Annotated in this window: 25 protein-coding genes; 6 read left to right on the forward strand and 19 right to left on the reverse strand. The window is 73.2% G+C overall.

Translation table 11 applies throughout. The features are described 5' to 3' along the window. Positions 1 to 7 precede the first annotated feature (7 nt). The gene (locus ACBJ59_RS10115) at positions 8 to 1,621 is read left to right on the forward strand and encodes an AMP-binding protein (RefSeq protein WP_375109887.1); all 1,614 of its coding nucleotides are present in this window, start codon (positions 8 to 10) and stop codon (positions 1,619 to 1,621) included. A gap of 3 nt (positions 1,622 to 1,624) precedes the next feature. On the opposite strand, the gene ACBJ59_RS10120 is transcribed toward ACBJ59_RS10115, so the two are convergent. From ACBJ59_RS10120 to ACBJ59_RS10140, 5 genes are all read right to left on the reverse strand, one after another. Then, complete coding sequence (locus ACBJ59_RS10120; protein WP_375109888.1) at positions 1,625 to 2,338, reverse strand: type 1 glutamine amidotransferase; 714 nt, start codon at positions 2,336 to 2,338, stop codon at positions 1,625 to 1,627. A 90-nt stretch (positions 2,339 to 2,428) separates the two neighbouring features. Beyond that, a complete protein-coding gene (locus ACBJ59_RS10125; protein ID WP_375109889.1) occupies positions 2,429 to 3,256 on the reverse strand; it encodes a bifunctional 5,10-methylenetetrahydrofolate dehydrogenase/5,10-methenyltetrahydrofolate cyclohydrolase in 828 nt (275 codons plus the stop codon). Beyond that, positions 3,253 to 3,858, reverse strand: coding sequence for a cyclodeaminase/cyclohydrolase family protein (locus ACBJ59_RS10130; RefSeq protein ID WP_364136985.1), 606 nt, complete (start codon positions 3,856 to 3,858; stop codon positions 3,253 to 3,255). The genes ACBJ59_RS10125 and ACBJ59_RS10130 overlap by 4 nt, the downstream gene beginning before the upstream one ends. 28 nt (positions 3,859 to 3,886) lie before the next feature. Then, on the reverse strand, positions 3,887 to 4,423 hold the full coding sequence (locus ACBJ59_RS10135; RefSeq protein ID WP_375109890.1) for a hypothetical protein: 537 nt from the start codon (positions 4,421 to 4,423) through the stop codon (positions 3,887 to 3,889). A 50-nt stretch (positions 4,424 to 4,473) separates the two neighbouring features. After that, positions 4,474 to 5,937, reverse strand: a complete 1,464-nt coding sequence (locus ACBJ59_RS10140) for a M1 family metallopeptidase (protein WP_375109891.1) — start codon at positions 5,935 to 5,937, stop codon at positions 4,474 to 4,476. A 173-nt stretch (positions 5,938 to 6,110) separates the two neighbouring features. Here ACBJ59_RS10140 and ACBJ59_RS10145 point away from each other — a divergent pair, with 173 nt between their 5' ends. After that, entirely contained in the window at positions 6,111 to 7,022 is a 912-nt protein-coding gene (locus tag ACBJ59_RS10145; RefSeq protein WP_375109892.1) for a superoxide dismutase, read from the forward strand. Positions 7,023 to 7,068: 46 nt separating this feature from the next. Here ACBJ59_RS10145 and ACBJ59_RS10150 read toward each other — a convergent pair whose 3' ends face one another. The 4 genes from ACBJ59_RS10150 to ACBJ59_RS10165 all read right to left on the reverse strand — a co-directional run bounded on the left by ACBJ59_RS10150 (position 7,069) and on the right by ACBJ59_RS10165 (position 10,333). Next, a complete protein-coding gene (locus ACBJ59_RS10150; protein ID WP_375109893.1) occupies positions 7,069 to 7,851 on the reverse strand; it encodes a chitosanase in 783 nt (260 codons plus the stop codon). Between the two features lie 74 nt (positions 7,852 to 7,925). Further along, the gene (locus ACBJ59_RS10155) at positions 7,926 to 8,531 is read right to left on the reverse strand and encodes an FMN reductase (RefSeq protein ID WP_375109894.1); all 606 of its coding nucleotides are present in this window, start codon (positions 8,529 to 8,531) and stop codon (positions 7,926 to 7,928) included. Positions 8,532 to 8,556: 25 nt separating this feature from the next. Beyond that, complete coding sequence (locus ACBJ59_RS10160) at positions 8,557 to 9,669, reverse strand: LLM class flavin-dependent oxidoreductase (RefSeq protein ID WP_375109895.1); 1,113 nt, start codon at positions 9,667 to 9,669, stop codon at positions 8,557 to 8,559. Between the two features lie 127 nt (positions 9,670 to 9,796). Next, positions 9,797 to 10,333 carry a CGNR zinc finger domain-containing protein gene (locus tag ACBJ59_RS10165; RefSeq protein WP_375109896.1) on the reverse strand — a complete coding sequence of 179 codons (537 nt, stop codon included), beginning with the start codon at positions 10,331 to 10,333 and terminating at the stop codon, positions 9,797 to 9,799. Between the two features lie 90 nt (positions 10,334 to 10,423). Here ACBJ59_RS10165 and ACBJ59_RS10170 point away from each other — a divergent pair, with 90 nt between their 5' ends. After that, positions 10,424 to 11,692: an MFS transporter gene (locus ACBJ59_RS10170; protein ID WP_375109897.1), complete on the forward strand. Its 1,269-nt coding sequence runs from the start codon at positions 10,424 to 10,426 to the stop codon at positions 11,690 to 11,692. Here the strand turns inward: ACBJ59_RS10170 and ACBJ59_RS10175 are convergent. Continuing rightward, positions 11,679 to 12,329, reverse strand: a complete 651-nt coding sequence (locus tag ACBJ59_RS10175; RefSeq protein ID WP_375109898.1) for an epimerase — start codon at positions 12,327 to 12,329, stop codon at positions 11,679 to 11,681. The two genes, ACBJ59_RS10170 and ACBJ59_RS10175, sit on opposite strands and share 14 nt — an antisense overlap. Positions 12,330 to 12,550: 221 nt before the next feature. After that, positions 12,551 to 13,282 carry a helix-turn-helix domain-containing protein gene (locus ACBJ59_RS10180; protein ID WP_364116320.1) on the reverse strand — a complete coding sequence of 244 codons (732 nt, stop codon included), beginning with the start codon at positions 13,280 to 13,282 and terminating at the stop codon, positions 12,551 to 12,553. A gap of 71 nt (positions 13,283 to 13,353) precedes the next feature. On the opposite strand from ACBJ59_RS10180, the gene ACBJ59_RS10185 reads away from it, so the two are divergent. Both ACBJ59_RS10185 and ACBJ59_RS10190 read left to right on the forward strand, forming a co-directional pair. After that, positions 13,354 to 13,728, forward strand: a complete 375-nt coding sequence (locus tag ACBJ59_RS10185; protein WP_375109899.1) for a metal-sulfur cluster assembly factor — start codon at positions 13,354 to 13,356, stop codon at positions 13,726 to 13,728. Then, the gene (locus ACBJ59_RS10190; RefSeq protein ID WP_375109900.1) at positions 13,718 to 14,701 is read left to right on the forward strand and encodes an amidohydrolase family protein; all 984 of its coding nucleotides are present in this window, start codon (positions 13,718 to 13,720) and stop codon (positions 14,699 to 14,701) included. Before ACBJ59_RS10185 ends, ACBJ59_RS10190 begins: the two co-directional genes overlap by 11 nt. Here the strand turns inward: ACBJ59_RS10190 and rodA are convergent. The 8 genes from rodA to ACBJ59_RS10230 form a co-directional block, all read right to left on the reverse strand. Beyond that, a complete protein-coding gene (gene rodA, locus ACBJ59_RS10195) occupies positions 14,663 to 15,799 on the reverse strand; it encodes a rod shape-determining protein RodA (RefSeq protein WP_375109901.1) in 1,137 nt (378 codons plus the stop codon). The genes ACBJ59_RS10190 and rodA overlap by 39 nt on opposite strands. Continuing rightward, positions 15,796 to 17,649: a penicillin-binding protein 2 gene (gene mrdA / locus ACBJ59_RS10200; protein ID WP_375109902.1), complete on the reverse strand. Its 1,854-nt coding sequence runs from the start codon at positions 17,647 to 17,649 to the stop codon at positions 15,796 to 15,798. The genes rodA and mrdA overlap by 4 nt, the downstream gene beginning before the upstream one ends. Beyond that, entirely contained in the window at positions 17,642 to 18,103 is a 462-nt protein-coding gene (locus ACBJ59_RS10205; protein WP_375109903.1) for a rod shape-determining protein MreD, read from the reverse strand. The genes mrdA and ACBJ59_RS10205 overlap by 8 nt, the downstream gene beginning before the upstream one ends. A 4-nt stretch (positions 18,104 to 18,107) precedes the next feature. Then, positions 18,108 to 18,911: a rod shape-determining protein MreC gene (mreC, locus tag ACBJ59_RS10210; protein ID WP_375109904.1), complete on the reverse strand. Its 804-nt coding sequence runs from the start codon at positions 18,909 to 18,911 to the stop codon at positions 18,108 to 18,110. Further along, entirely contained in the window at positions 18,908 to 20,140 is a 1,233-nt protein-coding gene (locus ACBJ59_RS10215; RefSeq protein WP_375109905.1) for a rod shape-determining protein, read from the reverse strand. Before ACBJ59_RS10215 ends, mreC begins: the two co-directional genes overlap by 4 nt. A 113-nt stretch (positions 20,141 to 20,253) precedes the next feature. Beyond that, on the reverse strand, positions 20,254 to 22,119 hold the full coding sequence (locus tag ACBJ59_RS10220; RefSeq protein ID WP_375109906.1) for a hypothetical protein: 1,866 nt from the start codon (positions 22,117 to 22,119) through the stop codon (positions 20,254 to 20,256). A gap of 193 nt (positions 22,120 to 22,312) precedes the next feature. Next, on the reverse strand, positions 22,313 to 22,747 hold the full coding sequence (locus ACBJ59_RS10225; protein ID WP_375109907.1) for a nuclear transport factor 2 family protein: 435 nt from the start codon (positions 22,745 to 22,747) through the stop codon (positions 22,313 to 22,315). A gap of 15 nt (positions 22,748 to 22,762) precedes the next feature. Then, positions 22,763 to 23,275, reverse strand: coding sequence for a nitroreductase family protein (locus ACBJ59_RS10230; RefSeq protein ID WP_375109908.1), 513 nt, complete (start codon positions 23,273 to 23,275; stop codon positions 22,763 to 22,765). 1,647 nt (positions 23,276 to 24,922) lie between these two features. Here ACBJ59_RS10230 and ACBJ59_RS10235 point away from each other — a divergent pair. Then, positions 24,923 to 25,678 (forward strand): pentapeptide repeat-containing protein, encoded by a 756-nt coding sequence (locus ACBJ59_RS10235; RefSeq protein WP_375110216.1) that lies wholly within the window; start codon positions 24,923 to 24,925, stop codon positions 25,676 to 25,678. Positions 25,679 to 25,855 lie beyond the last annotated feature (177 nt).

Genomic DNA, 25,855 nt, shown 5'->3' on the forward strand with positions numbered 1-25,855 from the left:
TGTGGGCATGCTGTCGTACTCCAGCGCCACCGCCGACACCCCCCTGCTGGGCGAGACCATCGGCGAGAACCTCGAACGCACCGTGGCCCGCTTCGGCGACCGGGAAGCCCTCGTCGACGTGCCGTCCGGCCGCAGGTGGACCTACACCGAGCTCAACGCCGACGTGGCCGCCCTGGCCAGGTCCCTGCTGGCCAGGGGCATCGCGAAGGGCGACAGGGTGGGCATCTGGGCGCCCAACCGCGCCGAGTGGGTGCTCGTCCAGTACGCCACCGCCAAGATCGGCGCGATCCTCGTCAACGTCAACCCGGCCTACCGCACCCACGAGCTGCGCTACGTGGTCGAGCAGTCGGGCATGCGGCTGCTGATCAGCGCCCTGGAGCACAAGGGCAGCGACTACCGGAAGATGGTCGAGGAGACCGGCTTCGAGAACGTCGTCTACCTGGACGACCCCACCTGGGCCGCCCTGGCCGAGCGCCGCGCGGACCCGGCGCAGCTGACGGCCCGCATGGCGGAGCTGGCCTTCGACGACCCGATCAACATCCAGTACACCTCCGGCACCACCGGCTTCCCCAAGGGCGCGACCCTGTCGCACCACAACATCCTCAACAACGGCTATTTCGTCGGCGAGCTGATCCACTACACCGAGGCGGACCGGGTCTGCCTGCCGGTGCCGTTCTACCACTGCTTCGGCATGGTCATGGGCAACCTGGGCGCGACCACGCACGGCTCCTGCATCGTGATCCCGTCACCGGGCTTCGACCCGGAGGCGACGCTGCGCGCCGTGCAGGAGGAGCGGTGCACGTCCCTGTACGGGGTGCCGACGATGTTCATCGCCGAGCTGGCGCAGGCCGCGAAGTTCGACCTGTCGTCGCTCAGGACCGGCATCATGGCCGGCTCCCCGTGCCCGGTGGAGGTGATGAAGCGGGTCGTCGGCGAGATGAACATGCGCGAGGTCGCCATCTGCTACGGCATGACCGAGACCTCGCCCGTGTCCACGATGACCAGGGCCGACGACGACCTGGCGCGCAGGACCGAGACCGTGGGCCGGGTGATGCCGCACGTCGAGGTGAAGATCGTGCACCCGGAGACCCGGCTCACCGTGCCCAGGGGCGAGCCCGGCGAGCTGTGCACGCGCGGCTACTCGGTCATGCTCGGCTACTGGAACGAGCCGGCCAAGACCGCCGAGGCCATCGACGAGGCCCGGTGGATGCGTACCGGGGACCTGGCCACCATGGACGACGACGGCTACGTCAACGTGGTCGGCCGGATCAAGGACATGATCATCAGGGGTGGGGAGAACGTCTACCCGCGCGAGATCGAGGAGTTCCTCTACAGCCATCCGGACATCGCCGACGTGCAGGTCATCGGGGTGCCGGACGAGAAGTACGGCGAGGAGGTCATGGCGTGGGTCGTCATGCGGCCGGGCGCCGAGCCGCTGACGGCCGAGCGGGTCAGGGAGTTCTGCGCGGGACGGCTGGCGCACTACAAGATCCCCCGGTACGTGCACGTCGCCGACGCGTTCCCGCTCACGGTGACCGGGAAGATCAGGAAGGTGGAGATGCGGGAACGGTCGGTGGAGCTGCTGGGGCTGCGGGCGGCGGCCGGGATCCGCAACGCCTGACGCTCACGCCGCGTCGGCGGGCAGGCCCGCCCGTTCGGTGACGAGCGCGGCGAAGCGGCCGGTCACCCGGTGCCAGATGGGCGTGGACACCGGCTCGTCCGCCACCGCCCGCGCGTACACCTCGGCGGGGTCGAAGCCGTCGGCCCGCCACTCCCGGATGCGCGCGGGCCGCACCTCCGGGTGGAACTGCACGCCCCACGCCCGCTCGCCCATCCGGAACGCCTGGTAGGGGCACCTCTCGGTCTCGGCCAGGTGCACCGCGCCGGCCGGGAGCCTGGTGATGGCGTCCTTGTGGTGCTCGATCGCGGGCACCACCGGCGGCAGCCCGTGGAAGAGCGGGTCGGCGGCGGCCTCGGGCCTGATCGTGAGCGGCAGGCTGCCGTTCTCGGGCGCGCCGGTGTCGCCGGTCACCTCGCCGCCGGCGACCTGGGCGAGCATCTGGCCGCCCAGGCAGATGCCGAGCAGCGGCACCCCTTCCGCCAGCGCCTGGCCCATCAGCCGCCGGGCGTCGCGCAGCCACGGGGCGCGGTCGTCGTCGCCGGGCAGGTAGCCGCCGCCGAGCATGATCATGGCGTCGTGTTCCAGCCGGGCGGGCAGGGGAGCGCCCTCGTGGGCGAGCACGACGTCGAGCTCCAGCCCGGCCTCCGCCAGCCAGTCGCCCACGCGGCCCGGCCCGCCGCTCCTGCTGTTCTGGACGACGAGGATGTCAGCCATCATGGACCTCCGCCATGAAGTCGAGGATGCGCTCGTCCACGTCTTCGACGCGGGTGAGCTCCAAGGAGTGCGCTGCGGGGCGGATCCACCGCGTCACGGCAGGTTCGCCGCCCTGGCGGTGTGGCGCAGCAGCAGGGCGGTGGTCACCGGGCCGACGCCGCCGGGCACCGGGGTGAGCGCGCCGGCCACCTCCGCGACCGCGTCGAAGTCGACGTCGCCGGTCAGCCCGCCGTCGTCGGTCGGGTTGGTGCCGACGTCGATCACCACCGCGCCGGGCGCCACGTGCCCGGCGCCGATCAGCCCCGCCCGGCCGGCGGCCGCGACCAGCACCTCGGCCTCGGCGGTGACCGAGGCCAGGTCGCGGGTGCGCGAGTGGCAGACGGTGACGGTGGCGTGGCGGTCGAGCAGCAGGTGCGCCAGCGGCTTGCCCACCACCGTGGAGCGGCCGACCACCACGGCCCGCCGGCCGAGCAGCTCCACCTCGTAGTGGTCGAGCAGCGCCATCACGGCCGCCGCCGTGGCGGGCGGGAACGCGGGCAGCCCGGCCGCCAGCCGGCCCAGGGAGAGCGGGTTGGCGCCGTCGACGTCCTTGCGCGGGTCGATGGCCGCGGCCAGCTCCTGCGCGGACGCGCCGGCGGGCAGCGGGGTCTGCAGCAGCACGCCGTGGACGCCGGTGTCGGCGCTGAGCCTGACCAGCATCTCGCCGATCTGCTCGGGGGCGGCCTCGGGGCCCAGGTCGACCACGTCGCAGGCGATGCCGACGCCGGCCGCCGCCTTGGCGATCGAGCGGACGTACCACAGGCTCGCCTCGTCGGCGGTGGCCACCACCACGGCCAGCCGGGGCTGCGGGCCGGCCGCCGCCTCGGCCTGCGCCTGCGCCTTGATGGCCGTGGCCAGCTCCTTGCCGGTCAGCGTCTTCACGGGTTGATCTCCTCGCGTACTTCGGCGGTCACCCAGTCTGCCCTGGCGACGGCCGCGTCGACGCCGGAGAGGCGGATGTTCAGCTCTTCGCGTACTCGCTCGTCCTTGATGCCGCCCAGGTTGACCTCCACGTTCACCCGGGCCGTGGTGAGGGCGGCGCGCGCCGCTTCCGCGGCGGCGGCCACGTCGGTGGTGACGTTGCGGTTGGCGATCGGCAGCAGCAGCTCGCACAGCTCGATCACGCGGGTGGCGGCCTCGACCACGCGGGCGGGCGGTTCGGCGGCGCCGGCCAGCGCGCGGGCGATGGCGGCGCTGCGCTCCTCGCCCTTGGGCAGCCGGTAGGCGTCGGTGACCGCGGTGAACGCCGCCGCGTCCTCCTCGGCGAGTCTCAGCGCGCGGGCCCGCAGGGTGTCGGTCTCGGCGATCAGGGCGACGACGGTCTCGGCGTGGCCGGCGTATTTCTCCCCGGTGGTGTAGCGGGCCACCATGCCGAGCAGCGCGGCGGCCTGTGCGGCGTGCAGGGCGGCGGTGGCGCCGCCGCCGGGCGCGGGCACCCGGTCGGCCAGCTCGGTCAGGAAGTCGACGATCGTCAAGTCGCGCATGGCGGCATTCTGCCAGCCCGCGCGCGGCTCATTCGCGGTACATCGGCCGCGTGGCGTCCTCGGAGCCGCTGTGCGGGCTGTGGGGCAGGTAATGCTGCGACTGCTGCGCCGGCGTCCAGGGGTCCTGGTACTCCTCCACGGGCTCGGCCGACCGGCGGCCCCGCCAGCGCGACGGGAAGAGCGAGACCACCAGCAGCGTCACGCCGAGCAGGAACTGCAGCCCCGAGAAGCCGAGGGTCGTGTACCCGTTGCGCAGGAACCCGGGCAGCAGGTCGACGCTCACCAGCCGGACGCCGAAGGCGATCTCCAGGAAGGGCGCGATCCCCAGCGCGGTGAACGCCAGGCCGCCGAGCAGCGAGGCCACGGGCGACAGGCGCGAGCCGGCCAGGAAGGCCAGCACGATCGCGGCCGCGGCGATCGCTCCGGCGCCGGTCCACGAGATCCGGAGCGCCTGCTGGGCCTGGAGGGTGAGCTCGCCGACGCCGTACCACAACCCGGCGAGCACGAGTGGAGGGAGGAGCAGGCCGGCGACCACTCCCAGAGCATGACGGGCACCGTTTGACATAACTACACCCCGTTTGTTCGGCTCTGTCCCAACCTACTCGCTGGGATCCCTCAGCGCGGGGTGGTCTCGGAGTCGAGCCAGGCGTCGATGAGCTTGGTGAAGTTACGGCCGGTGTGCTCCTTGAGCCACCTGGTGAAGGACGCCCGGTCCTGGGTGGTGTTGCGGTGCTCCTGGGCCCACGCCCTGGTCATCGCGAAGAACTTCCGGTCGCCGAGCCGCTTCCTGATCTCGTGCAGCATGATCGCCGGGCCGTAGTAGACGTTGCTCTGGGCGAAGGAGTCGCGCCGGTACCTGCCCGGCGGGCCGTTCTCGCGGCGCAGCTCGGGGTCGAAGCGGCGGATGTTGGCGACGAACTCGTCGATCGTGCCGTCCTCGTGGTCGGCGTACCACTGCATCTCGAAGTACATGGCGAAGCCCTCGTTCAGCCACAGGTCGCGCCACGTGCGCGGGGTGACGGTGTCGCCGAACCAGTGGTGCGCCAGCTCGTGCGCCACGACCGACGGCTCCATGTAGCGCGGGCCGAGCGCGATCATCTGCTGCGTCTCCATGCCGGAGTCGCTCGTGGCCACCAGCCCGGCGCTCGGGAACGGGTACGGCCCGAGCTTCTTCTCCAGCCACCGGATGATCGACGGCATCCGCTTGGCCACCGGAAGCTGCTTGGCCACGTCGCGGGGCCGGATCCAGTACGTGATCGGGATCCCGCGCGGCCCCTTGTCCCTGAACATCCGGAACCTGTCGGCCGCGAACACCGTCAGGTAGCTGGCCACGGGATCGGTGGACTGCCATGTGAACGTGCTCGTGCGCCCGGCCGACGTCTTCCCCTTGTACGTGCCGTGCGCGACCCCCGACCACCCCTTCGGCACGGTGATCGCCACGTCGTACAGCGCCTCGTCCGACGGGTGGTCGTTGACCGGGAACCAGGTGAACGACCCGAACGGCTCCTGCAGCGCCCACGCGGCGCCCCCGCCCTCGATGTGGAAGCCGAGCATGGCGATGTCCTTGCGCCGCTGCTTGGCGTCCACGGGCTTCGGCCTGCCGTGGTAGCGCACGGTGACGACGGTGCCCTCGTCGGCGGCCAGCGGCTCGGCCAGCGGGACGGTGAGGTCGTCGTACTTGCGCGTCGCTCTGACCTTGGCGCCGTCCACCGTGACCTCGTCCACCTTGAGCGCGCGGCCGAAGTCGAGCCGCACGCGGGTGAGGGGCCTGGCCGCGCGGATCGTCAGCTTCGCCGTGCCGGTCAGCGTGCGGGCACCGGGCTTCCAGGCCAGCTCCAGGTCGTAGTGGAGCACGTCGATCGACGGGTTGCCGTAGGCGGGATAGAGCGGGTCGGGGACGGGCCGCGACCGGCCGGCCTCGAAGGCGCTCAGGTCGACGGCGGGCCGCTGCTCGGCCACGGCCGGGCTGGCCGCCCCCGCCGGCGTCGTGGCGGGGGAAGCCGGAGCCGGCGGCTGGGGCGCGCTGCAGGCCGAGGCGGCCAGGGCGACGGTCATGAGGGATAAGAGGGGCCTCCGCATTCGCGCCAAGGTAGTGACGGCCGCCGATGATCCACAAGGCGTTTTCCGTACCGTGATGGGGAAGGCGGCGCTTTCCGATCCTGTCCGGGCAGGCACCGGAGATTGCTGAAAACTCCCTGTGAAGCCCTTTCTGGGTCTTTGCCGCGACCGGCCACCCGGGCATCGTGGGCCGCATGAGATCCGCGATCCTGAAGACCGCACTCGGCGCACTCGTCGTGGTCATGCTCGGCGGCGTGCCGGCGCAGGCCGCGACGAAGCCCGATACGTTCCCGCTGCCCAACGGCTTCCAGCCGGAGGGCATAGCGATCGGGCCGGGGCCGTACGCCTACTTCGGCTCACGCGCGACCGGCGACATCTACCGGGCCGACCTGCGCACCGGCAAGGGGGCCGTCATCAGCAAGGGGCCGGGCACGCAGTCGCTCGGGCTCAAGACCGACGGGCGCGGGCGGCTGTTCGTGGCCGGGGGCAACGCCGGCAACGCGCGGGTGGTCGACCTGCGTACCGGCCAGGTCCTCAAGTCGTACCAGTTCGCCACCGGGACGTCGTTCGTCAACGACGTCATCCTCGTCGGCGGCGCGGCCTACTTCACCGACTCCGCCAACCCGGTCCTGTACAAGCTGGACCTCGGCCGGGGCGGCGCGCTGCCCGACGAGGTCGTCAAGATCCCGCTCAGCGGCGCCATCCAGTACACGACCGGCAACAACGCCAACGGCATCGCCCCCAGCCCCGACCGCAGGTCGCTGCTGATCGTCCAGTCCAACACCGGCAAGCTGTTCGAGGTGGACCCGTCCTCCGGCGTCACCACCGAGGTGAACCTGGGCGGCGAGCTGCTGACCAACGGCGACGGCCTGCTGCTGTCCGGCCGCACCCTGTACGCCGTCCAGAACCGCCTGAACACGGTCGCCGTGATCGGCCTGGCCCGCGACAGCTCCTCGGGCAAGGTCGTCCGGCGCCTGACCGACCCCAGGTTCGACGTGCCCACGACGGTCGCCGCCTACGGCCACCGCCTCTACCTGCCCAACGCCCGCTTCACCACGACCCCGACCCCCGACACCACGTACGACGTGGTCGCCATCAAGCCCTGACCCCGGGTCGCGCGCTCCGGGGGCCGCCCGTCCCGGAGCGCGCTCCTCACTTCTTGATCGTGTAGCTGTCGCCGTACACCTTCCAGGTCAGCGGCGGGTTCAGGTCGAGGTTGCCGTTCTTCAGGAACACCCGCTGCATCGTGTCCACGCGGGTCGTGTCCTCGTGCGCCTCCTCGGCCCGCATCGCCGCCTTGCGCGCGTCCAGGAACGCGTTCAGGTACGTCACCTCGTTCCCGCCCTGCGCCGGCGGCTTGGCCTTGGCCAGGGCGGACTTCCTGATGCCGCCGAAGCTCAGCCGGCTCGTGCCGGGGCCGTGCATGACGATGGCGTCGTAGTAGGCGAACTGGCCGAGCGCCCGCAGCCCGTCCTGCTCGGCCTGCCGGACGGCCGGGCCGAAGTAGACGCGGTCGCGCTCGTCGTTCTGGGCCTGCTGGAAGGCGGGGTCCTTGGCGGCCGTCCGCCAGTCCTTCATGAAGTTCGGCTCCAGGCCCTGGTGGGAGTCGGTGCCGTTGACCGCGCGCAGGGCGGGCAGGTATCTGGCCAGGACGTTGCCGGGCTTGCGCCTGGTGTAGAGCTCGACCAGCTCCAGCATGTCGCCGGTGCCGGAGCAGAAGCCGATGATGCCGGCCGTGTAGCCGCGCTCGTCCTCGATGTCCTCGATGTAGCCGTACTGGGCCTTCCAGTCGAGCGAGGAGTTCTCCGCGCTCGACACCAGCCGCATGGCGATGTCCTTCTTGTGCGGGTCGGTGAGGTCCACCGGTGCGGTGCCGGTCAAGGGGCCGGTGCCGGTGAGGGTGAGGGCGAGGCTGAGCAGAGTCGCGGTCAGCACGTGGGCTCCCTGCTTTCGTTAGGAAAGGTTCCTAACGGACCTTACTCCTCCGGGCGCGGCCCACGCCGGTGAACCTAGTCGACCGGGCGCAGGGCCGCGAGCTGCTGCTCGAACGGGACGATCTCCTCCGGCTGCTCCACCCGGCCGGGCGCGCGGTGCAGCAGCAGGTCGGCCAGCTCGTCCGCGGCGCGGGCGATGCGCTCGCCCAGCCCGTCCGTGAAGGCGTCGCGGCCGCCGCCCCAGTCCTCCGACGCGGCGTACACGGCGGTCGGGACGACCACGGCGCGCAGGTACGCGAACAGCGGCCGGAGCGCGTGCTCCAGCGCCAGCGAGTGCCGGGCGGTGCCGCCCGTCGCCGCGATGAGCACGGGCTTGCCCGTCAGCGCGGTGTTGTCGAGCACGTCGAAGAACGACTTGAACATGCCGCTGTACGAGCCGCTGAAGATCGGCGTGACCGCGATGAGCGCGTCGGCCTCCGTCACGGCCGCGATCACCTCGCGGAGCCTGCCGTTCGGGAATCCGGTCACGAAGTTGTTGGCGATGTCCACGGCCAGGTCGCGCAGCTCGATCACGCGGACCTCCACCTCCGCCCGCCGCGCGACCGCCTCGGCCAGGCGGTCGGCGAGCAGGCGGGAGGAGGAGGGCTGGGTCAGCCCCGCCGTGACGACGACGAGCTTCATGGGGGTCGATCTCCTTCCGGGCGTTTCAGGCGCCCACGTGCTCCGAAGCGTTCTTGTCGGCGGGTGCGTTCTTCTTCGCCAGCAGGGACGCGTGCGTCGGCGCGCCGGGCACCTCCGCCGGCCGGTCCTTCGCGAGCTCCTTGCGCAGCACGGGCACGACCTCCTCGCCGAGGATGTCGAGCTGCTCCAGCACGGTCTTCAGCGGCAGGCCCGCGTGGTCCATGAGGAAGAGCTGGCGCTGGTAGTCGCCGAAGAACTCCCTGAACTCCAGCGTCCGGTCGATGACCTGCTGCGGGCTGCCCACGGTGAGCGGCGTCTCCGCGGTGAACTCCTCCAGCGACGGCCCGTGGCCGTAGACGGGGGCGTTGTCGAAGTACGGGCGGAACTCGCGTACCGCGTCCTGGGAGTTCTTGCGCATGAACACCTGGCCGCCCAGGCCCACGACGGCCTGCTCGGGGGTGCCGTGGCCGTAGTGGGCGTACCGCTGGCGGTAGAGGTTGATCAGGCGCATGAAGTGCTCCTTCGGCCAGAAGATGTTGTTGGCGAAGAAGCCGTCACCGTAGTAGGCGGCCTGCTCGGCGATCTCCGGGCTGCGGATCGAGCCGTGCCAGACGAACGGCGGCACCCCGTCGAGCGGGCGCGGCGTGCTCGTGAACCCCTGCAGCGGGGTGCGGAAGCGGCCCTCCCAGTCGACGACGTCCTCGCGCCACAGCTTGTGCAGCAGCGCGTAGTTCTCGATGGCCAGCGGGATGCCCTGCCGGATGTCCTGCCCGAACCACGGGTACACCGGCCCGGTGTTGCCCCGGCCCAGCATGAGGTCCACCCGGCCGTCCGCCAGGTGCTGCAGCATGGCGAAGTCCTCGGCGATCTTCACCGGGTCGTTCGTGGTGATCAGCGTCGTGGCGGTGGAGAGCTGCAGGCGCTCCGTCCTGGCCGCGATGTAGCCGAGCATGGTGGTCGGGGAGGACGGCACGAAGGGCGGGTTGTGGTGCTCGCCCGTCGCGAACACGTCCAGCCCGACCTCCTCCGCCTTGAGCGCGATCGCCACCATCGCCTTGATCCGCTCGTGCTCGGTCGGGGTCCTGCCGTTGGTGGGATCGGTGGTCACGTCGCCCACGCTGAAGAGTCCGAACTGCACTTTAGTCACCATCCATGACTGTTGAATCTTTGACGGCTACGGTAGCGCTGAGGCCCTCGGGGATATTCCATCATCCGGCATGCCCGATGCCGCCCGCCCCTCGGGGCCGCGGGCGGGGGTCGGGGCGTCAGTGGTGCCGGCGGGCGCGGAAGGCGGCCGCCTTGGCGCGGTTGCCGCAGCCGCGCATGTCGCACCAGCGGCGCGTGCGGCGGTGCGAGGCGTCGATGTAGAGGCGCGTGCAGGGGTCGGCCTCGCACTCCCTGATCAGCGCGGCCTGCGCGCCGCCGAGCAGCTCGGCGGCGGCGCGGGCGGTGCTGGACAGCGCGGCCGGCAGGTCGCCGCCGCGCTCCAGGCCGTCCTCGCCGAGCAGCACGCTCGCGGGCGCGCGGCCGGCGGCCCGGTTGAGCGTCTCGCGGTCGGCCGCCTCGAACGGCGCTCCGGTGCGGGCCGCCGACGCCAGCCGGTAGATCGCCTCGCGCAGCGCCACCGTCCGGGCGAGGTCGTCGTCGCTCACGGCGGGCGGGGTGTCGAGGAGCCCGGCGGCGACCGTCCAGCGGGCCAGGTCGCCGGGGGCCGCCAGCAGGTCGATGCGCTCGCCCCGGCGGTGGCCGACGGTGCCGGCCAGGTCGAGCCCGAGGTTCCCGCTGACGAAGGTGAAGTCCATGGCCTCATCGTAACCGGGTTGACAAGTTACTTTTGGAGCTGCCAGGGTCGGTAACCGCTAAGTCCGGTTATTTCGTGAAAGGTGCGCGTCGTGACGACGTTGGCTTCCACCGCCGACAGCTCCCCCGCCGGGGCGGGACGGCGTTCGTACGGGGCGCGGCACCGGTGGGTGGTGCTCGCCGTGGGCGTCGGGGCGCAGGGCAGCTTCTCGGCGATGTTCTCCGGCATCCCGGTCACCGGCATCACGATGCGCGCCGACTACCACCTGTCGACGGGGGCGCTCGGCCTGGTGCTGGCCTGCCTGGGGCTCGGGGTGGCGGCCTCCGACATCGTGTGGGGGCTGCTGACCGACCGCTTCGGCGACCGGCGCGTCCTGCTCACCGGATTGACGGCCACGGCCGCGCTGCTCGCCGTGATGGCCGTGGCCGTGACTCCCGGGGACGGGGCCGGGGTCGGCCTGCTGGCGGTGTGCATGGCGGTCGCGGGCGCGCTGGGCGGCAGCGTCAACGGGGCCTCGGGGCGGGCGGTCATGACCTGGTTCGGGGAGGGGGAGCGGGGGTTCGCGATGAGCATCCGCCAGACGGCGATCCCGGTGGGCGGGGCGGTGGGGGTGGCGCTGCTGCCGTGGCTCGCCCAGTCGTACGGCTTCCGCGCCGTCTACGCCGTACCCGCCGCCTTCTGCCTCACCGCCGCGGCCGCCACCTGGCGCTGGCTCCACAACCCCACCCCACCCGCCACCTCCTTGCTGGAGAAGACCGGCCGCGGCGAGCGGAACCTTTCACCGAAGGGGCGCTCCCCGCTCCGCCGCTGGGACGTGTGGCGGGTGGCCCTGGCCGGGGCGCTGCTCACCGTCCCCCAGTTCGCCGTCCTCTCCTTCACCGCGATCTTCCTGCACGACGTCAAGGGCGAGGGCGCCACGCTGGCGAGCGTCACCGTCCTGATCGCCCAGCTGGGAGGCGGCGCGGCGCGCATCTGGACCGGCCGCCGCACCGACCGCCGGGGCAACCGCCGCACCTACCTGCGCGGCATCGGCGCCCTGGCCGGGATCGCCATGGCGGCCGCGGCGGTGCTCACCGACGCCCCCACCCCGCTCACCGTCACCGCCCTCGCCGTCGGCGGCCTGCTCGCCAACTCCTGGCACGGCGTCGCCTACACCGAGATCGCCGCCATGGCCGGCCCCGACCGGGCCGGAACCGCCCTGGGCCTCCTGGGCACCGCCCTGTTCGCGGTGGGTTTCCTCACCCCGCTGCTCATTCCCGTCGTCATCGCCCACGCCTCCTGGGCGGCGGTCTGGGGCCTGGCCGCGGCGGCCTCGTTCCTCGCCATCCCCCTGGCGCCAGGGACGATCAGAGCGCGTTGATGTCCGCGGGCCCGAGGATCCGCTTCGGCGCCCCGCGCTCGGCGACCGCGATCATCGCCTGCCCGATCCGCTCCGTCGTCGTCACCCCAGACGCGAAGAACCGCCGCAGCACCGGGTAGAGCGGCCGGGTGACCACGTACGCCACCCGGTAGAGCCGCGTGCGCGAGGTGACGCCGTGCATGGGCTGGATGTAGCCGGGCCGGAACATGTACGCCTCCAGCGGCAACGCCAGCAGCGCGTTCTCGGTCAGCCCCTTCACCCTGGCCCACATGGCCCGACCCTGCGCGTCGGTCCCGACGCCGGACACGTATATGAACGTGGAGCCGGGACTCAGCCGCGCCAGCGTCTCCCCGGCCGCCAGCGTGAAGTCGTACGTGACGCGCCGGTAGTCCCGCTCGCTCATCCCGGCCGAGGAGACCCCCAGGCAGAAGAAGCACGCGTCGTAACCGCCCAGCTCACCCTCGACGGGGGACAGGTCGAGCAGGTCATCGTGCCGGATCTCGCGCAACTTGGGATGCGAAACCCCCGTCGCGGAGCGCCCGACCGCGAGCACGGCCGTGACCCGCTCGTCGAGCAGGCACTCCCTGAGCACCCCCCGCCCGATCATCCCGGTCGCCCCGAACAGGATCACCCTCATTCCACACCCGCTCCGATCGTCTCCGCGAATCCGTCCGTCACCGGGTACGGCCGTTCGACCGGTACCGGCGCCTCATGCCCCACCCTCGCTCAGGATCCCACTGGATCCGCACCGGGCTGCGCCGCACCCGCCGGGCCCACCCCGGGCGCCCGTCGCCGCGGCTGAGGCAGGAGTGCGCCGGCACGCCGCTCCTGGCCCGGCCAGCACCGGCCGGCCACCGGTCAAGCCAGGTCCCGTACGGCCTCCGCCAGACGGATGCGGGCGATCTGGGGGATCGACAGGCCGCGGGCCGAGATGCCGATCGCCCACTGCGTGCCGGGCACGATCGCGCCCGCGCAGGCCACCTCCTCCCTGAACTGCCCGTGCTCCTCCACCACCTGCCCCGGCCGCAGCCGCGCCAGCTCCTCCTCCAGGTCCTCCACGCTGACGGGGGTCGAGGAGGTGAAGCGGCGCAGGCCGTACCCGGTCAGGATGGCGCGCCTGGCGCGGGACGTGAGGGACAGCAGCAGCGCCTTGCCGAGCGCGGTGGCGTGCGGGGCGGTCTCCAGGCCCGCCTGCAGGTCCTCCAGCCACGGCGAGCGCGGCCCCTCGGCCACGTCCACCACGACCAGCCGTCCCCCGGACAGCTGCGCCAGATAGGCCGTGTGGCCGGAGACGGCGGCCAGGTGCCGCAGCACCGCCGTGGCGCGGGGCGGCCGCTCGAAGGTGTCCAGCATCTCGTGGAACCGCTCGGCCACCTGCGAGCCGAGCAGGTAGTCGCCGTCGGGCTGCCGGTGCAGGTAGCCCTCGTAGCAAAGAGTGCGGACCAGGTGGTAGGAGGTGGACAGGTTGAGGCCGCATCGGCGGGCGATGACCTTGACCGACAGCGGCCGGTCGGCCCGCGAGACCTCCTCCAGCACGCGAAGCGCTCGGGAGACGCTGCGGATCAGATCGCTGGGTTGTTCGCCGGTCATCCATCCAGCATCTGCGCTATCTGAAAATCGGACGCCTACCCCAAGCGGCACACCCGTCCGACGATGAGGCCATGCCGGAGATACCGCAGTGGGCCAGTCAGGCACTGTCCGGGGTCTACGACCCGTGCTGCAGGGAGAAGGGCATTTCCGTCGTGGAGATGGGCCTCGTCAGGTCGGTCGAGGTCGAGGAGGGCCGGGCCCGGGTGGAGTTGCTGCTGACCTCGGGCTGGTGCCCGTTCGCCGCGAGGGTCCTCACCGAGGTACGCGACCGCATCGAGGAGCAGCCCGGCATCCGCGAGGCGGAGGTCGAGATCGTGTGGGACGAGGCGTGGACCGTGGACCGGCTCTCCCCGAGGGCGGCCCGCCTGCTGCGCTTCCTGCCCGCTCCCGCGCAGGTGCCCGACAAGGCCGCCTACATAAGGAGGAATCAGGCACATGATCGATGACTTCTTCGTGTTCGACAGCGTGGCCCACGTGTTCAACTTCGAGGCCAAGAACGCCTACGGCTCCGCGGGCCAGATGTTCTCCAACCACCTGTACGCCTTCCACACCACCCTCACCCCCGAGGGCGAGACCAAGCTGCCCCCCGAGGAGTTCCTGCGGCAGTGGACGATCGACGACATCCGCCGCATGGTCTACGAGGAGTCCGACACGGACATGCTGGTCGCCATGCCGCTGCCGCTCACCGACCTCTACCATGACGGCCTGTCGCCGTGGCAGGAGTGCGCCGAGCTGGCCGCCCGCGACCCGGACCGGACGATCTTCTGGGGCACGGTCAACCCGCTGGAGGGCCGCAAGGCGCTCGACCTGATGGAACGCCAGGTGGGGGAGTTCAACGCGCGCGCGTTCAAGCTGTACAACGTCCGCTACGACTACGGCTCGCCGTACCCGTGGCGCATGGACGATCCGCGGGTGGCCTTCCCGATCTTCGAGAAGGCCAGGGACCTGGGCATCGACCTGATCGGCGTGCACAAGGGCGTCCCGCTGGGCCCGCAGCCGATCGAGCACACGCAGACGTGGGACATGGACGGGGCCGCCGCGAACTTCCCCGACATCAACTTCGTCATCTTCCACGTCGGCCTGCCGTTCCTGGACGAGACCTGCTGGCAGCTCATCCGCTACCCCAACCTGTACGCCGACCTGGCGGCCACGATCAACTTCATCGTCCGGGCGCCCAGGATGTTCGCCGAGATCATCGGCAAGCTGCTCTTCTGGTGCGGCGAGGACAAGATCATCTACGGTTCGGAGGCGCCGATCTTCCACCCGCAGTGGGCGCTGAGGGCGTTCAGGGACTTCACCATCCCGCAGGACCTCTGCGACGGGTACGGCTACCCGCAGCTCACCGACCAGGCCAAGCGCAAGATCCTGGGCGAGAACCTGCTACGGCTGCATGGACTTGGTCCGGTGAACCGCCTGTAGCAGCCCGACGGCCAGCAGCCCGGCGACCGTGGCCGAGCCGCCGTAGGAGACGAACGGCAGCGGCACGCCCACGATCGGCATGAGACCCACGGTCATGCCCACGTTCACGAAGGTCTGGAAGGCGATCCACGACACCACCGCGCCCGCCAGCACGGCTCCGTACGGCGAGGCGCTGTGCCGCGCGATCGACAGCCCGCGCCACAGCAGCGCGCACACGGCCAGCACGATGAGCGCGGCCCCGGCGAAACCGAGCTCCTCGCCCGCGACGGTGAAGATGAAGTCGGTGTGCTGCTCGGGCACGAAGTGGCCGGCCGTCTGCTCGCCGTTGAACAGCCCCTTGCCGTAGAGGCCGCCGGAGCCGATCGCGATGCGCGCCTGGGCGGCGTTGTAGCCCACGCCGCCCGGGTCGGCCCCGGGATCGGCCAGCACGAGCAGCCGTTCGAGCTGGTACGGCCGGACGAGCCCGAGCTTCCACGCCGCCGCCCCCGCCCCCACCGCGCCCAGGAGGAGCACCAGCAGCCAGCGCTTGGGCGCCCCCGACACCAGCAGCGCCCCCGCCACCATGGCCGCGAACACCAGCATCGTGCCCAGGTCCGGCTGCAGCGCGATCAGCCCGATCGGCACCGCGGCCAGCACCAGCGCCACCAGCACCCCGCCGAACCCCGGCCGGTGCTGCCCGTCGCGCAGCTCTCCCAGGGGCACCGCGAACGCCAGCGCGAGTGCCACCTTGGCGAACTCCGACGGCTGGAACTGCACGCCGGGCGCCAGCACGATCCACGAGTGCGCGCCGTTCACCCGCACGCCCAGCGGGCTCAGCACCGCGGCCAGCGACAGCAGCGTCAGCACGTACGCCAGCGGCACGTACGCCCGCAGCACCCGCAGATCGACCCGCGACACCAGCCACATCAGCACCAGCCCGCCGCCGACGGCCACCGCCTGCCGCACCAGCAGCCCGTTGTCGTCCTGCATGCGCGTGGCCGACCACACCAGCAGCAGCCCGGTCGCGGACAGGGCCAGCGCCAGCAGCGTCAGCACCCGGTCGGGCGCGCCCAGGGAGGGCGCCCACACGACCCGCCGCCTGCCCGAAACAGCGATCATCGCCGCTCCCTCAGCCCGAGGATGCCTTCCCAGATGTCGCGGGCCGCCGGAGCCGCGCCCTCCGCGCCCCGGCCGCCCTCCGACAGCACGACCACCACGGTGTAGGCGGGGTCGGGGGCGAACGAGGCGAACCAGGAGGTGTCCCGGTGCCCGAACGACTCCGCCGTGCCCGTCTTCCCGGCCACGGCGATCTTGCCGAACGGGAACCCCTTGAAGGCGCCCTCCGCCGTCCCCGACCGGGGCACCTGGGTGAGGGCCTGCCGGATGAAGCGCAGCGTCTCGGCCGAGGCGGGCAGCCGGCCGGCCACCGGCGGCGTGATCGTCCTGACCGCCGACCCGTCCGGGCGGACGACGCGCAGCCCCACGCGCGGGCTGTGCAGCGTGCCGCCGTTGGCGATGGCCGCGTACGCCCGCGCCAGCTGCAGCGGCGTGACCAGCACCCCGCCCTGCCCGATGGAGAAGTTGGCCGCGTCGCCGCCGCGCCACACGCCGCCGCCCCGGCAGTTCTCCCGGGCGATCGCCGTCAGGTAGGCCGCCCGTCCCCGGTCTGCCATCTCGGGGTAGCCCTTCCCGGCCCGGCGGCAGCTCTCCGCGCGCGTCGCCCGCCACAGCGCCTTCTTCGACGCCGGGTCGGGCACCGCCCCGGCCGCCTCGCCCGGCAGGTCCACGCCGGTCGGCCGGCCGAAGCCGAACCCGCGGGCGGTCTTCTGCAGGGCGTCGGAGCCGCGCTGCCAGAGCTGGTCGGCGAGCCGGTAGAAGATCGTGTCGCACGACTGCACGAGCGCCCCGTGCATGGTCATCAGGCCCAGGTCGGCGCTGCCGAAGTTCCGGAACACCCGGTTGCCCACCGTGTAGCCGCTCGGGCAGTCGTAGGTGGCGCCGAGCCCGTACCCGGCCGTCACGGCGGCGGCCGCCGAGGCGACCTTCCACGTCGAACCGGGCGCCCACTCACCCTGTACGGCCTGCGACAGCAGCGGCAGCGCCTTGTACTCGCGGGCGGTCACGCCGTCGGTCCACACGGCCGGGTCGTAGGCCGGCCGCCCGGCCAGCGCGACCACCCGGCCCGTCTCCGACTCCAGCACCACGGCCGCGCCCGAGGAGCCGCCGCTGCTCGTCAGCGCCCGGCCCAGCGCCTGCTCGGCGATGGCCTGGATGCGCGAGTCGATGCTGGTCACGAGCGTGTTCCCGGGGACCGGCGGGTCCTGGCGGATGATCCTGGTGACCTGGCCGGTGTTGTCCACGGCCACGTCCCGGCGCCCCGCCCGCCCGGCCAGCTCCCGGTCGTAGACGCCTTCGAGGCCGTCGCGGCCCTTGGCGCCCTGCACGTACCCGAGGGTGTGGGCCGCCGCCGCGCCCCCCGGGTGGACGCGGACCGGGCGCAGGTCCGTACGCACGCCGGGGAAGTCCTGCTGCCGCTCGCCGATCTGCAGCGCGACCGGCACGGTGACACCCTCGGCCACGGGGATCGGCTCGTACGGCGAGCCCTGCCAGCACGGCTGCCGCACCTGCGGCGCGCACAGCCGCACCTTCTCCGCGATCTGCCCGTACGGCCGGCCCAGCAGCTTCCCCAGCCGCGTCAGCACCTCCCGGCCGCCGTCCGGCTGGTGGGCCAGCGCTATGGCGTCCACCGTGACCACCGGCCGGGTCCGGTTCGTCACCAGGGGACGCCCGGCCACGTCGAGGATCTGCCCCCGGGTCGGCGGCAGCGCCACGGTCCTGATCCGCACGTCGGCCGCCGCGCGGACGTACTCGTCCCCGCTGACGACCTGGAGGAACCACAGCCGCCCCACCAGCGTGGCCAGCATCGCCGTGACGACCAGCCGCAACACGAACAACCTGGCCCTAGACACGGCGCGGCACCTCCGCGGGTGGCCGCCGCCGGACGAGAACGGCGCCCACGACGGCCCCGAGCGGCACCGTCCACGCCAGCACCAGCGGCAGCCCGGTCACCGCCGAGCGCCACGGCTCGTCCCCGAGCGCCACCGCGGCGGCGGCCTGCAGCACCGTCCCCAGGGCGGCCGCGGCGGCGGCCACCAGCAACGGCCTGCGCTCGCGCCAGTGCCCCGCCAGCAGCCCCGTCACCGACAGCACGAGCGCCGCGCGCCCCACGGTGCCGTCGGCGGGCGGCGTCACGTCGGCGGCCAGCCCGGCCACCAGCCCGGCCACGCAGCCCCAGACCGGACCCCTGGCCAGCGCCAGCCACACCACGGCCAGCGTCACCAGGTCGGGCCCGCCCCACGGGGACCGATTGACCAGCAGCACCTGCAACAGCGGCGCCGCGAGCAGCAGCAACACCAGGCCCACGACGTCACCTCCCCGGGGGTGGCACGATCACGGCGACCAGGTCGAGCGCGGACAGCCGGGCGGCGGGCCGCACCAGCGCCGTACGCGTGGCCGCCCCCGGCACGTCCTCGATCGCGGTGACGGTGCCGATGGGCACCCCGGCCACGTACGGCCGCGCGCCCGCCGAGCCCAGCGTCTCCACCACGTCACCGACCTTCAGCGGCGCGTTCGGGTCGAACAGGCTGAGCCGCAGCCGCCCCTCGCCCGGCACCCCGGTCACCACCCCCAGCTCGCCCGACTCCGTCATGCGCGCCCCCACGGAGGAGGCGGCGTCGGTGACGAGGGAGACCGACGCCGTCGCGGCGCCCGTCCAGGTGACCTTGCCGACCAGGCCGTCGGCGTTCAGGACGGTCACGTCGCGCACCACTCCGGACGAGCTCCCGGCGTCGATGGTGACCTTCTGGCCCCGGCCGAACCCGACCACGTGCGCGGCCACGCCCCGGTGCCGGGCCGGCACCGCGGCGGTGCCGCTCGCTGGGCCACTCATTGAGCCGGTCGCCGGGCCGCCCGCTGGACCGCCCGCCGGGCCGCCCGCCGCGCGGGCGCCGGAGGACAGCAGGTCGGCGCGGAGCGCGGCGTTCTCCCGCTCCAGGGCCCGCAACCGCCCCTCGCCGCCGAACGACCTGGTCACCGTGCCGAACGCGCTCTGCGCCGTGCCGTACACGGTCGCGCCCGCCTCCCGCAGCGGGGCCAGCGGCGCCAGCGTACGGTCGATCACGACGAGCAGGACGGCGGTGGCGAGCACGAGCAGGACGAACGCCCGCTTCACCGGCGCGACCAATCGGGCAGCAGCACGTCGCGCATGGCCTGGAAGCGCTCGACGCAGCGGCCCGCGCCCAGCGCCACCGAGTACAACGGCTTGTCCACGACCCGGATGGGCATGCCGGTGGCCTCGCCCATCCGCTCGGCCAGGCCGCGTAGCAGGGCGCCGCCGCCGGTCAGCACGATGCCGTTGTCCAGCAGGTCGCCGGCCAGCTCGGCCGGGCACTGGTCGAGCGTCGTCTGCACCGCGTCGATGATGGCCTGCACCTCGTTCTCGATGGCCTCGCTGATCTGCTCGGCGGTGATGGTCGCGGTCTTCGGCAGGCCGCTGACGAGGTCGCGCCCGCGTACCGGGGCCGACGCCTTCGGCTCCAGCGGGCGCGGCGCGGCGGCCGGCGTCCCGCTCTCTGGCTTCGGCCGGGACCGGAACGGGTTCCAGCCGCGCGGCGCGGGCGGCGCCGGCGGCTCCTCGTCCTCCGCCGCGATCGGCTCGCCGTCCTCCGTCACGGTGACCACGCCGACCCGGTGCCGGCCCTTGGGGACGGGATCGGCGTCGCGGGCGGTCACGGGCGCGGGCCGCGCCATGCCCAGGTCGATCTTCAGCCGCTCGGCGGTACGGTCTCCGAGCAGCAGCGCGTGCTCCTTCTTGATGTGGGTGATGATCGCCTCGTCGAGCTCGTCACCGCCGACCCGCAGCGACTTGGCCACCACGACGCCGCTCATCGAGACGATGGCGACCTCCGTGGTGCCGCCGCCGATGTCGACGACCATGTTGCCGGTGGCCTCGCCGACCTTCAGCCCGGCGCCGATCGCCGCGGCCATCGGCTCCTCGATGATGTGCACGCGCCGCGCGCCCGCCTCGTACGCGGCCTCCTTGACCGCCCGCTGCTCGATCGAGGTGGTGCCGCTCGGGACCGCCACGACGATGCGCGGCTTGGCCAGGAACCGGCTCGGGTGCGCCCTCTGGATGAACATGCGCAACATCCGCTCCGCAGCGTCCAGATCCGCGATCACGCCGTCCTTGAGCGGCCTGATCGTGGCGATGTGCGGGGGAGTACGGCCCATCATGCGCTTGGCCGCCTTCCCGACGGCCACGACGGTGTTCTTGTGCAGGTTGATCGCTATGACGGAGGGCTCGTTCAGCACGATGCCCTTCCTGCGGACGTACACGAGTGTGTTGGCTGTTCCGAGATCGACCGCTATGTCATGACCGAGAAGAGCCCATGCGAACGCCATTACCGCACAGCCTTTCGACCGGGAAGGGCAGGGGGACACTGCCCGCCTTCGCGCTGCCCGAGGCGATCTAGCCACAAACGCGATAAATCTGTATCCGCCGTCGTCCGCGCAGGTCAGCCGGGGTCGTAGGAGCAGCGCACGCCGGTGCGGACGGTCGCGCGCAGCTCGGCCCCGATGACGGGATCGGCTGCCGCGATGCGATCCACGGCCCGCCGGATGGCCTTGCCCACGGCCGTACGGGCCCGCTCCCCGCCGGGCGCCAGCGTGCGTGCCCGCCCGCTCAGCCCGGTCGCCGAGGCCAGCTCGGTGATCAGCCAGTCGCGCTCGGCCCGCCGCCCGTGCGCCTGCTGGCGCTGGTGGTTGGACTCCAGCTCCTGGATCTCCGCGTCGAGCTGCGCCAGCCGGTTCTTGTACGCCCGGCCCGCCGGCCCGTCCAGCAGCCGCTGCGCGGACTCCGGCCCCGTCGCCGGGCCGGCCGAACCGGCGGCCAGGTCGGCGGCCGGGATCTCCCTGCCGGGGTCGGCCAGCAGGGCCGCCAGGTGCAGCATGCCCACGCAGTGGTCGACGAGCGCCGTCCGCGCGCCGAGCTCCACCCGCCAGCGCGGCCCCGACGGGCGGCAGGTCACCCGGCCGGCGACCTGGCGGGGCAGCGCCATGCCCAGCGCCCTGGCCTCCTGCTCGGCCAGCGCGAGCTGCCTGCGCGCCGCCTCCTGCCTGGGGCCGTCGCGCAGCACCAACGCCTGGCCCAGGCGCGAGCGGGACAGGGCGACGGCGGGCCAGTGGCCCAGCGCCAGGTTGTCGTCCACGGCCCGGCGCAGGTGTCCGATCGCCCGGTCGAGGTCGCCCGTGGTGATCGCGGCCACGCCCAGGCTGTGGCGGGCGGAGCCGAAGCAGGCGATGCCGGGGCCGGTCATGACCGGCAGCTCCGCGTACGGGGCCAGCAGCGCCCCCGCCCTGGCCGCCAGCTCCGTGTCGGCCAGCAGGTCGGCCGCCTCCACGACCGCGTACATCGAGACCAGCCAGGTTCCCGTGCGCGGCCCGTCGGCCAGGACGCTGCCACGCAGCCTGGCCAGCATGCTTCCGGCCAGCCGACGATCCCCGGCCGCGGCGGCGGCCACCGCCAGGCACGCGTACGGGGAGTCGTCCGCGCCGAGCATGGGAGAGTTCAGCAGATTGGTGAGCCGGGGGACGAGCTCGCCGATCCGGCCCTGGTACCAGCGGACGGCGGCGAGCTGGCAGCCGTGCCGGCCGGTAGCCTCGTGATCGCCGGCCGCCACGCCCCGCTCGTGCCAGGCCGCGGCGCGCTCCTCGGCCTGCCCGAACCGGCCGGCGCGCAGGTCGAGCATCACCTCGATCCCGCCCAGCACGACCTCGACGGCCTGGTGCCCTTCCCCGTCCAGCGCGTCGCGCAGCTCGCCCAGGGCCCGCTCGGCGTGCGGGTCGGCCGCCAGGAGCAGGTCCACGGCGTACCAGAGCAGGCCGGTCAGCAGGTCGGAGCGGCGGCCCGTACGGGAGGCCACCCCGATCAGCTCCCTGGCCAGCTCCAGCCGCGCGGCTCCGTGCTCGGGGCCCGGCGCGCACTGGTGGGCCAGGCTCAGCGCCTCGGCCAGCGCCACCGGATCGCCCGCGGCCCTGGTCTCGGACACCATCGCCAGGATCGCGTCGTGGCCGCCGCCGCGGTGGTCGTCCTCGGCGGCCAGCCTGATCCGCAACCGCAGCGCGACCGGCGAGTCCGCGTCGAGCAGGAACAGCGCCTCCCGCTGGCGCATCCGTACCATGGCCGCCCCCGCGGCGGTCCGGTGCTCGTGCACCCACATCCCGCCCAGGCCCAGCGCGGCCCGGGCCGTCGCGGGCCGGTCGCCCCGCCGCACGGCCTCGTGGTAGGCGACGTGGAAGAGTTCGCGCGCCCGCCGCAGGTCTCCCTCGACGAGCAGCGCGTGCTCTCCGTCCAGAAGTGCACGTTCCAGCGCTTCGATCACTGGCCCTACCCCCGTGGCAAGCCGGAATCCTCTCGCAACACCTGTGGGGCGGCGGGCTCCCCTCCGCTTCCCCCATGCCGATGAACGCAGCCGATGAACGCCCGGGTGGACAATCCCGACGACGGCTCCCATCCGTCGTCGGTTCAATTCCACCGCAATCCGGTAATTTCCGAAACCTAATTAGTAAGAGGGTTCAGCGCGCGGTGCGCCAGCTCTGCTCCTCCACCAGCTCGGTGCTGCGCCACCCGTCGGGGGTGCGGAGCATGAGGTGGTGGTACCAGCCGCCGCCGTGCAGGAACCCCTCGGTACGCGCGGCGACCATCTCCCGGGTCGGGGCCAGGGTGTCGGTGAAGGGGGCGCTCACGCGGGCCCGCGTGCCGTCGAGGAAGTCGATGTGCGCGGCCCCGACCAGGTGGAGGCGGGCCGGCCAGTGCGCCAGCACCTGGGCCAGCCAGCCCTTGACCTCGTCGCGTGAGCCCCTGATGCCGCCGGAGGAGCTGTAGTCGATGACCGCGTCCTGGCAGAACACCTCGTCGAGCAGGTCCCACTGCCCGGTGTCGATGGCATGGGTGTAGCGGGCCAGCAGCGCGATGATCTCTAATCGGTCGCCGATCTCCTGAGTGTCCATGAGCTGATCGTCGCGCTAAGAGAGCTCGATGACCAGATCGGCCAGCGGCAGCCGTCCCTGGGGGATGGCGGGCGTCCCGCCCGGGGCCGGGGCGGGGCGGCCCAGCGAGATGCCCGTACGGATCCGCCACGGCTCCCCGAGCCCCGCGAGCGCGGTGGCCGCGCGGGCCTTGGCGGCGGGGAAGAACGAGGCGGGGCAGCTGCCCAGGCCGAGCGCGTGGGCGGCGATCATGAGGTTCTGGGCCGCCCGCCCGGCGTCGAACTCGGCGTCCTCGGTGCTCAGCGTGGCGTCCACGGCCAGCAGGACCGCCACCGGCGCCCCCGCCAGGTGCCCGGCGTAGGCGCCGAGCCGGCTCAGCTCGCCCAGCAGGCCCCGGTCGCGTACGACGACGAACCGCCACGGCTGCCGGTTGCGCGCGGACCCCGCCCACCGCGCGGCCTCCAGGACCGCCGTCACCTGCTCGCGTGTGACGGGAGCGGAGGTGAAGGCACGCGTCGCCCTGAGGCTCGTGATCAGTTCCAGGCCCATGCGGGAAGGCTAGCGGCGCAGCAGCCCGGTCATCCTCCCGTCCGGCACCCGCACCGTGAACGGGGAGCAGGGGGTGCAGAAGTAGTCGCGTCCGAACGTGAACTCCACCGCTCCCACGGCCAGGTTGACCAGCAGGCGGTCGCTGTCCACGCTCACGGTCCTGGGGTTCTGGCCCTTGGGCATGAGGGGCCGCAGTGCGTCGGCCATCTGCCGTCGCCCGGCGGGCGTGAAGGCGTGCGGCACGAAGAGGTCCCGCACGGTGAGCACCTCGCCCGCCGCCACGTCGTACGTGACCGCCCGCCCGATCTCGCCCGCCAGCGCGTAACGTACGGAGACGACCTCGGCGTCGGCGCGCACGACCACGAAGCTGCCGGTCACCGCGCCGGGGCCGGCTCCTTCGCGATGCCGCCGCAGCGCCTCGTCCACGTACGCCTTCACCGGCGCCATCAGCGCCGCGTCGACCCGGGCGGTGTCCGGCCCGCCCCTGGCCCGCGGGTAGGAGACGTCGATGACGAGCCCGGGGAGCCGCTCCCGCCAGGCCCCCGGGACGACCGCGACCGGCTCGCGCGGCGGGGCACCCCGTACGAGCGGTGCCAGCGCCACCAGGACGAGCACCACGCCCCCGGCCAGCAACACCCGCCGGCGCGCCGCCACCACCAGCCCCGCCACCGCGAACGGCCCGGCGAGCAGCCCGAGCTGCATCCCCGCGGGCGTGGCGAGCGCCGCCGCCGCTCCCGCCACCACGGACAACCCCCACACGGTCAGCCAGACCGACCAGCGGCGCTCCTGGAGGTTCACCTTCGTCAGCGCCGCGTAGACCAGCCCGGCCAGCAGGACGAGGTAGAGCGCGCCGGTCAGGTTCTCGGCCGCCGGAACCCCGGCGGACAGCACGGGTGCGGCCAGGAACACCCCGCTCCCCGGCAGCTCGGCCTGCCCGCCGCCGCCGAACGCGCGTACCGCCCCCGCCGCCACGGCGAGCACCAGCGCGCCCCCGGCCGCCCGCGCCGCGATCAGCCCGCGCTCGCGCCTGCCCGGCACGTGCCCGCTCACCTGCTCCTTCCACGTCCGGTACCGCTCGGTCACCTTCTCCCACGTCTGCTCGCCCTCCAGCTCCACGATCCCGGCGAACCTGGACACCCCCACCTGCGAGTGCACGATGAACAGCAGCGCCCCGAACACCGGCACCACGAAGGCGCAGAACTCGGCCGCCTCCGCCGCGGGCGAGATCCCGAGCGGCCGCTCCCCGGTCAGGGCGTGGCCGATCACGCTGCCCGCGTTCCACGCCAGGGCCGTGGCCAGCGCGAGCGCCGCGACCAGCACCAGGTAGGACGTCGCCGGGAAGACCCGGACGAGCTGCCCCCGCACCGCGACGTACACGAGCACCGCCGCCGACACCCCGAACACCGCCGCGACCGCCCATAACCACACCACCACGGTCCGGCCCAGCGCCGGGTCGGGCGGGGCGAGCAGGGCCAGCGCCCGCACCATCACGGGCGTCTCCGCGTCGAACGTCCGCCGCGTCAGCAGCGGGAACCGCGACGTCACGGCCAGGCAGAAGTACGTCAGCGCGACCGCCGCCCCCGCCACCAGCAGGCTCCAGCGCCGGTCGGTCCGCACCGGATCCGGCTCGGCGGGCGGCCCCTGCCGGTGCGGCAGCGCCTGCTGCACGCCGGTGGCGACCAGCGCGAGCAGCAGCGGGGGCACGGCGACCTGGGCGGGCTGGGCCACCAGGGCGGCCGTCATGTCGCCGGCGTACTCGGCCACCCACGCCGCGCTCAGCGGCCGGGCCAGCAGCAGCTCCCGCATGCCCCGGTCGATGGCGACGACGGCCGCGTACACGACGGGGGCCACGGACAACGAGATCCACGCCAGCACGAACGCCCGCCCGGGCCGCCCCTCGACGGGCAGCCGACGCCGCAACACCCCTTCGAGCGACCCGGCCGCGATGGTCGCCAGCACGACGGCCACCTGGTCGAAGTAGTTGAGCGACAGCGGCAGCCAGGCCAGCAGCGGCTGTTCCGCGCGCAGGAGGACGCTCCAGACGATCGCCCACCCGGCCGCCAGGCACGGCAACACCCACGAACGGGGCCGGAACGACCACCGGCTCTCGGCGGCGGAGGCCCCCTCAGGTCCGGCCGCGGGCTCCTTCCCGCCGGCCGGCTTCGCGCTGGAGACCCGGACCGCGCCCGCCTTCGCGCTGCCCGCCTTCGTGGTGCCCGTCTTCGTGGTGCCCGCTTTCGTGGTGCTCGCTTTCGTGGTGGCCGTCTTCCCGGCAGCGGCGGGCTGCTTGACGGTGGCGGGGGGCTTCTTGGGTGCGGTGGCGGGGTCCTTCCTGACGGGCTTCACGGGTTCCCCGGAGCCGGCGGGGGTGCCGGGGGCCTTCGGGGCGGGGGTCGCGGGTAACACCCGGGTCGCGGCCAGTGCCAGCAGCGCGGCCAGCAGGGCGGTGGCCATGCCCCACGAGGCCGCGTACCGGGCGTACGCGTCGAACGGCACCCCGTGCCACCGCACCCAGGCCAGCACCGCCACCACCCCGGCCGGCCCGCCCGCCAGCCCCCAGCACACCAGCAGCCCGATCCG

Origin of the sequence: Nonomuraea sp. MTCD27 (assembly GCF_041950495.1) — a bacterium.
Classification (GTDB): Bacteria; Actinomycetota; Actinomycetes; order Streptosporangiales; family Streptosporangiaceae; genus Nonomuraea.